The sequence below is a fragment of the Streptomyces sp. NPDC028991 genome (genome assembly GCF_055564775.1).
The window spans coordinates 33,775-40,026 of record NZ_JBVHVP010000038.1 but is presented as its reverse complement, the minus strand read 5'-3'; the positions used below and the strand labels follow the sequence as shown (position 1 = coordinate 40,026).

At 69.5% G+C, this 6,252-nt stretch carries 7 protein-coding genes; 2 read left to right on the top strand and 5 right to left on the bottom strand.

Going from position 1 to position 6,252, the window contains the following annotated elements; genetic code table 11:
* Positions 1 to 121: 121 nt before the first annotated feature.
* The 3 genes from ACZ4V1_RS34610 to thyX all read right to left on the bottom strand — a co-directional run bounded on the left by ACZ4V1_RS34610 (position 122) and on the right by thyX (position 3,818).
* A complete protein-coding gene (locus tag ACZ4V1_RS34610) occupies positions 122 to 1,807 on the bottom strand; it encodes a ribonuclease J (protein WP_468344701.1) in 1,686 nt (561 codons plus the stop codon).
* Between the two features lie 159 nt (positions 1,808 to 1,966).
* Entirely contained in the window at positions 1,967 to 2,866 is a 900-nt protein-coding gene (dapA, locus tag ACZ4V1_RS34605) for a 4-hydroxy-tetrahydrodipicolinate synthase (protein ID WP_468344698.1), read from the bottom strand.
* A 211-nt stretch (positions 2,867 to 3,077) separates the two neighbouring features.
* Entirely contained in the window at positions 3,078 to 3,818 is a 741-nt protein-coding gene (gene thyX / locus ACZ4V1_RS34600) for an FAD-dependent thymidylate synthase (protein ID WP_468344695.1), read from the bottom strand.
* Between the two features lie 173 nt (positions 3,819 to 3,991).
* Between thyX and ACZ4V1_RS34595 the strand changes: the two genes are divergently transcribed.
* Together ACZ4V1_RS34595 and ACZ4V1_RS34590 are read left to right on the top strand one after the other, a co-directional pair.
* On the top strand, positions 3,992 to 4,231 hold the full coding sequence (locus ACZ4V1_RS34595) for a hypothetical protein (protein ID WP_055421654.1): 240 nt from the start codon (positions 3,992 to 3,994) through the stop codon (positions 4,229 to 4,231).
* Positions 4,232 to 4,347: 116 nt separating this feature from the next.
* The gene (locus tag ACZ4V1_RS34590; protein ID WP_468344692.1) at positions 4,348 to 4,902 is read left to right on the top strand and encodes a hypothetical protein; all 555 of its coding nucleotides are present in this window, start codon (positions 4,348 to 4,350) and stop codon (positions 4,900 to 4,902) included.
* A 78-nt stretch (positions 4,903 to 4,980) separates the two neighbouring features.
* Here ACZ4V1_RS34590 and ACZ4V1_RS34585 read toward each other — a convergent pair whose 3' ends face one another.
* Both ACZ4V1_RS34585 and dapB read right to left on the bottom strand, forming a co-directional pair.
* The gene (locus tag ACZ4V1_RS34585) at positions 4,981 to 5,436 is read right to left on the bottom strand and encodes a tetratricopeptide repeat protein (RefSeq protein ID WP_468344689.1); all 456 of its coding nucleotides are present in this window, start codon (positions 5,434 to 5,436) and stop codon (positions 4,981 to 4,983) included.
* A gap of 49 nt (positions 5,437 to 5,485) precedes the next feature.
* A complete protein-coding gene (gene dapB / locus ACZ4V1_RS34580; RefSeq protein WP_468344687.1) occupies positions 5,486 to 6,238 on the bottom strand; it encodes a 4-hydroxy-tetrahydrodipicolinate reductase in 753 nt (250 codons plus the stop codon).
* Positions 6,239 to 6,252: the final 14 nt, after the last annotated feature.

Below are 6,252 nucleotides of genomic sequence, written 5' to 3'. Positions count from 1 at the left end.
CACAAAGACGTGTTGTGTCTTTCCGCGAAGAGGGGGGGAGAACAGTGGGGGGCTCCCCCCCCCCCCCCACCCCCCCCCCCCCCCCGCTCCAGGTTGACGCTGTCGGAGGCCCGACGGAGCGTCAGACCTCCACGACCACAGGGAGGATCATCGGCCGGCGTCGGTACTGGTCCGAGACCCACTTGCCCAGGGTCCGACGCACCAGCTGCTGGAGCTGGTGCGGCTCGACGACGCCGTCCTGGGCCGAACGCTCCAGGACTTCCGTGACCTTGGGGAGCACCGCTGCGAAGGCCGAGTCCTCGATGCCCGAGCCCCGGGCCTGGACATGCGGGCCGCCGGTGATCTTGCCGGTGGACGAGTCGATGACCACGAAGACCGAGATGATGCCCTCGTCCCCGAGGATCTTGCGGTCCTTGAGGGCCGGCTCTCCCACGTCGCCGACCGAGAGGCCGTCGACGTAGACGTATCCCGCCTGGACCTTGCCGGAGATCTTGGCCTTGCCCTCGACGAGGTCGACGACGACGCCGTCCTCGGCGATGACGATGCGGTCGTGCGGGACGCCGGTCAGGGCGCCCAGTTCGGCGTTGGCACGCAGGTGGCGCCATTCGCCGTGGACCGGCATCAGGTTTCTGGGTCGGCAGATGTTGTAGAAGTACAGCAGCTCGCCGGCCGAGGCGTGGCCCGAGACGTGCACCTTGGCGTTGCCCTTGTGGACGACGTTCGCGCCCCAGCGGGTCAGGCCGTTGATCACGCGGTACACCGCGTTCTCGTTGCCCGGGATCAGGGACGAGGCCAGGATCACCGTGTCGCCGTTGACGATGCGGATCTGGTGGTCGCGGTTGGCCATCCGGGACAGGGCGGCCATCGGTTCCCCCTGGGAACCCGTGCAGACCAGGACCACTTCGCTGTCCGGCAGGTCGTCGAGCGTCTTGACGTCCACGACGAGACCCGGCGGCACCTTGAGGTAGCCGAGGTCCCGGGCGATGCCCATGTTGCGGACCATGGAACGGCCGACGAAGGCGACCCGGCGGCCGTACTCGTGTGCCGCGTCCAGGATCTGCTGGATGCGGTGGACGTGGCTGGCGAAGCTCGCCACGATGATCCGCTTGCGGGCGCCCGCGAAGACCTGGCGCAGAACGTTGGAGATGTCCTTCTCGGGCGGGACGAACCCGGGGACCTCGGCGTTCGTCGAGTCCGAGAGGAGGAGGTCGATGCCCTCCTCGCTCAGGCGCGCGAAGGCGTGCAGGTCCGTGAGGCGGCCGTCCAGCGGGAGCTGGTCCATCTTGAAGTCGCCGGTGTGGACGGCCATGCCCGCGGGGGTGCGGATGGCGACGGCCAGGGCGTCGGGGATGGAGTGGTTGACCGCGACGAATTCGCAGTCGAAGGGGCCGATGCGCTCGCGGTGTCCCTCCGCCACCTCGAGGGTGTACGGACGGATGCGGTGTTCCTGGAGCTTGGCCTCGATCAGCGCGAGGGTCAGCTTGGAACCGATCAGCGGGATGTCCGGCTTCTCCCGGAGGAGGAACGGGACGCCGCCGATATGGTCCTCGTGGCCATGAGTGAGGACGATGCCCTCGATGTCGTCGAGGCGGTCCCTGATGGACGAGAAGTCCGGCAGGATCAGGTCGATTCCGGGCTGCTCCTCCTCCGGGAAGAGCACTCCGCAGTCGACGATCAGCAGACGGCCGCCGTATTCGAAGACCGTCATGTTGCGGCCGATCTCGCCGAGGCCGCCGAGGGGCGTGACCCGGAGGCCGCCCTTGGGGAGCGCCGGGGGACGGCCCAGTTCAGGATGCGGATGACTCAAAAGACTCTCCTCAACCACACACGCCACGTACCGGTGGGCACGTGGCGCGCGTGACGTTCGTGCAGAAGCAGTTGTCGTAGTGGGGTGCGGGCACCGGTGGCCCGCGTATTCAGTTGTGAAGTCCGGTCGCGCGGTGGTGCGGTCGTACGAAGTCTGTTGTCAGAGCTGTACCCCGCCGGCGGCAAGATCGATCTTGAGCTGCTCTGTTTCCTCGGGCGTCAGACCGACCATGGGCGCGCGCAGCGGTCCGGCGGGCAGCCCCAGGAGGGCGAGCGCGGCCTTGGTGGTCATGACGCCCTGGGTGCGGAACATGCCGGTGAAGACCGGGAGCAGCTGCTGGTGGATCTCCAGTGCCTTCTGTACGTCACCCGCGACGTGCGCGTCCACCATGGCGCGCAGTTCGGGGGTGACGACGTGGCCGACGACCGAGACGAAGCCGACCGCGCCCACGGAGAGCAGCGGCAGGTTCAGCATGTCGTCGCCGGAGTACCAGGCGAGGCCGGAGTGCGCGATGGCCCAGCTGGCGCGGCCGAGGTCGCCCTTGGCGTCCTTGTTCGCGACGATCCGCGGGTGCTCCGCGAGGCGGACCAGCGTCTCGGTGTTGATCGGGACGCCGCTGCGGCCGGGAATGTCGTAGAGCATGACCGGCAGCTCGGCGGCGTCTGCGATGGCCGTGAAGTGCCGGTACAGGCCCTCCTGCGGGGGCTTGTTGTAGTACGGCGTGACGAGCAGGAGGCCGTGGGCGCCGACGCGCTCGGCGGCGCGGGCCAGCTCGATGCTGTGCTGGGTGTTGTTGGTGCCGACTCCGGCGACGACGTGTGCCCGGTCGCCGACGGCCTCCAGGACGGCTCGTACGAGGTCCGTTTTCTCCGCGTCGCTGGTGGTGGGGGACTCGCCGGTGGTGCCGTTGATGATCAGGCCGTCGTTGCCTGCGTCCACCAGGTGGGCGGCGAGCCGCTGCGCGCCGTCGAGGTCGAGTGCGCCGTCCGCCGCGAAGGGCGTGACCATGGCGGTGAGGACCCGCCCGAAGGGGGTCTGCGGAGTGGAGGTCGGAGCCATGGGTTACACGCTACTCGTTGCTCAGGGCGGGGTCTGCCCTCGGGGGAGGCGGCAGGTCGGAACGGAAGTGGAGCCCGGCACTGCCTGCTCGGGGGTTCAAGCAGTGCCGGGTCCCTTTGATCAGGCTAGATGAACTTCTCCAAACGCCGCAATACGGACACTTCGCACGGCTGATGCGTACATCTGTGCCCGATCGGGCGCCGAGGGCGCGTTACGGGGCCACGCGACCGTTGGTGTTGAAGGCGGCGTGGGTGAGCGGCATGAGCCGCGCCCACTCCTGTTCCATCTTCTCGCCGACCATCTCGATCTCCCGCTGCGGGAAGGAGGGGACCTTGGCCAGCTCGTGCTGGGTGCGCAGGCCGAGGAAGTGCATCATCGAGCGCGCGTTGCAGGTGGCGTACATGGACGAGTACAGGCCGACGGGGAGCACCGCGCGGGCCACCTCGCGGGCGACGCCGGCGGCGAGCATCTCCTGGTACGTGCGGTATGCCTGGCGGTAGGAGTCCTCCATCGACCGGCTCACGAGCTCGTGCTGCTCGGCGGTGCCCTCGACGAAGACGTACTTGCCCGGGCGGCCCTGCTGGACCAGCTTGCGGTCCTGTCCCGGCACGTAGAAGACCGGCTGGAGCTCCCGGTAGCGGCCCGACTCCTCGTTGTACGACCAGCCGACGCGGTGCCGCATGAACTCGCGGAAGACGAAGATCGGGGCGCTGATGAAGAAGGTCATCGAGTTGTGCTCGAACGGGCTGCCGTGCCGGTCCCGCATGAGGTAGTTGATCAGGCCCTTCGAGCGCTCCGGGTCCTTCTTCAGCTCGTCCAGGGACTGCTCCCCGACGGTCGAGACACGGGCGGCGAACAGCACGTCGGAGTCGGTCGCGCTGCTCTTGACCAGTTCGACGGTCACGTCGCTGCGGAGGTCGATCTTGAAATCGTCGGCGGGTGTGTCGGTCACGGGTGCAGGGCCTTCCCATCTTGTCGCTTGGCGAGGCCACTCTACGACCCGCCGAATGGGGCGTTCGGTGGCGTGCCGCGATGAAATCGGTGAAAGAGGGCACCCGAGGGGCTGTTCGTTCGTCTGTATGAGTAACAGCGAAGCACTCATCCCTGAAGGGAGACGCAGCCTCCATGATCCGCCGGCGTGAACCCGTGCCGTTCGCCTTCGTCGCCGAAGCCGACAGGTTCCGCAGCAATGTCACACCCCCGCCCCGCGAGCGGGCGTCCTTCGGCCAGTTGGCCGGGCGCTGGTTGCTCGGACTCACCGTCGTCGCCGGAATCGTGGGCTCCCTGGTGATCGGGATGCCCGCTCTGTCGGCCGACCAGCCCTCCCCGCACAAACAGCCGTCGCAGGCGTCCGACCGACGCTGAGGGGCCTCGACGGGCCGGTCCTGACGCCATCCGGACCCCGAGGGTGGTGACCGGAGACACAGGTCGGTAGCCTCACCGGGCACAGCACCATGCCATGGAACGAGTGAGGACCAGCCGTGCCCCTGCCCTTCCTGACGGCCGACCGCGCCTTCGACGCCGACGACGACGTCGCACTGCCGTACGACGACCGCGACCTCTGGCGCCGGCCCTACCGGCCGGGGCCGTGGCGCGTGGGGGCGGCGGCGCTGATGCTGCTGCTCGCCTCGTTCGTACTGTTCGCGGCGATCATCATCGCGGCGACGGACTCGTTGTCCTCGGCCGGTGTGGTCTTCGGCATCGCGGTGGTCGTGATCGTCTGCGCCCTGCGGCTGCTGCGCATGGGCGCGTGGGTGAGCGCGCACGGGGTGCGGCTCGTGAGTTTCTTCAGCACGCGCACGGTGGCCTGGCAGCAGGTCGCCAGCGTGCGCACGGTGCAGCAGCCGGTGCGCTGGCTCGGGCTGCCGCGCGCGGTGCAGGGGCAGGCGCTGCTCCTCGTCCGGCAGGGCCGGTCCGCGGAGACCTCGCCTCCGCTGCTGACCACGCACAACGCCGACTTCCTCGCCCGTGAGGACGCCTTCGACCGGGCGGCCGACGCGGTGGAGGCGTGGGCCGCCGAGTACGGGCGGGGCTGAGCAGCGACGGCAGACGCCGGGGCCCGGACCGTGGTGCGGTCCGGGCCCCGGCGTTTCGCTCCGCGCGTTTCGGTCTGTTCAGGCCGCCTCGACGTGCTTGCCGTCGTGCAGGGCGATCGCCCGCTGCATCGCCTTGCGGGCGCGCGGGGTGTCGCGGGCGTCGTGGTAGGCCACGGCGAGGCGGAACCAGTTGCGCCAGTCGCCGGGCGCGTGCTCCGTCTCGGCCTTGCGCTGGGCGAAGACCTCGTCGGCCGAGTCCCGGTCGACGCGGCCGCTGGGGGTGCGCTTCAGCTCGTCGACGGGCAGTCCGCCCTCGGCGTCGAGTTCGGCGGCGAGCCGGTTGGCCTTGCGGACGAACTGGGTGTTCTTCCAGAGGAACCACACACCGATCACGGGCAGGATCAGCACCGCGACGCCGAAGGTGACGGTGAGGGGTGTGCCGGTGCCGATGAGCATCACGCCGCGGCTGCCGACCAGGGCGAAGTAGAAGACCAGGACGGCGGCCGTGACGGCGTAGGAGATTTTCGCGCGCATGAGGGTCAGGGGCTCGGTTCGGATCTCGGTTCGGATCTCGGTTCAGGTCTCAGTTCAGGTCCAGGAAGTGTTCCAGGCCGAAGGTGAGGCCCGGGCTGGTCACCACCCGGCGGGCGCCCAGCAGGATGCCCGGCATGAAGCTGCTGTGGTGCAGGGAGTCGTGCCGGACGGTGAGGGTCTCGCCCTCGCCGCCCAGCAGGACCTCCTGGTGGGCCAGCAGGCCGCGCAGCCGGATCGCGTGGACCGGGACACCGTCGACGTTCGCGCCGCGGGCGCCGTCCAGGGCGGTGGCAGTGGCGTCGGGCGCCGGTGCGGAGCCTGCCTTCTGCCGGGCCTCGGCGATCAGCTGTGCGGTGCGGGTGGCGGTGCCGCTCGGGGCGTCGACCTTGTTCGGGTGGTGCAGCTCGACGACCTCGACGGACTCGAAGTACGGGGCCGCGAGCTGCGCGAACTTCATGGTGAGCACGGCGCCGATGGAGAAGTTGGGCGCGATGAGCACGCCCGTCTCCGGGGAGCCGTCGAGCCAGGTGTTCAGCTGTGCGAGGCGTTCGTCGGTCCAGCCGGTGGTGCCGACGACGGCGTGGATGCCGTGGCGTACGCAGTAGTCGAGGTTGTCCATCACCGAGGCGGGGGTGGTCAGCTCGACGGCCACCTGGGCGCCGGCTTCGGCCAGCGTGTCCAGGCTGTCGTTCCGGCCGAGGGCGGCGACCAGCTCCATGTCCTCGGCGGCCTCGACCGCCCGTACCGCCTCGGAGCCGATCCGGCCCTTGGCACCGAGGACGGCCACGCGCAGCTTGCTCATGTCTCTTGCTTCCT

What these genes read in the sequence shown, in the direction of transcription:
- ACZ4V1_RS34595 (WP_055421654.1), top strand. Translation starts at nt 3,992, where the DNA reads ATGATCCGCCGGCGTGAACCCGTGCCGTTCGCCTTCGTCGCCGAAGCC.
- ACZ4V1_RS34585 (WP_468344689.1), bottom strand. Translation starts at nt 5,436, where the DNA reads ATGCGCGCGAAAATCTCCTACGCCGTCACGGCCGCCGTCCTGGTCTTC.
- dapA (WP_468344698.1), bottom strand. Translation starts at nt 2,866, where the DNA reads ATGGCTCCGACCTCCACTCCGCAGACCCCCTTCGGGCGGGTCCTCACC.
- dapB (WP_468344687.1), bottom strand. Translation starts at nt 6,238, where the DNA reads ATGAGCAAGCTGCGCGTGGCCGTCCTCGGTGCCAAGGGCCGGATCGGC.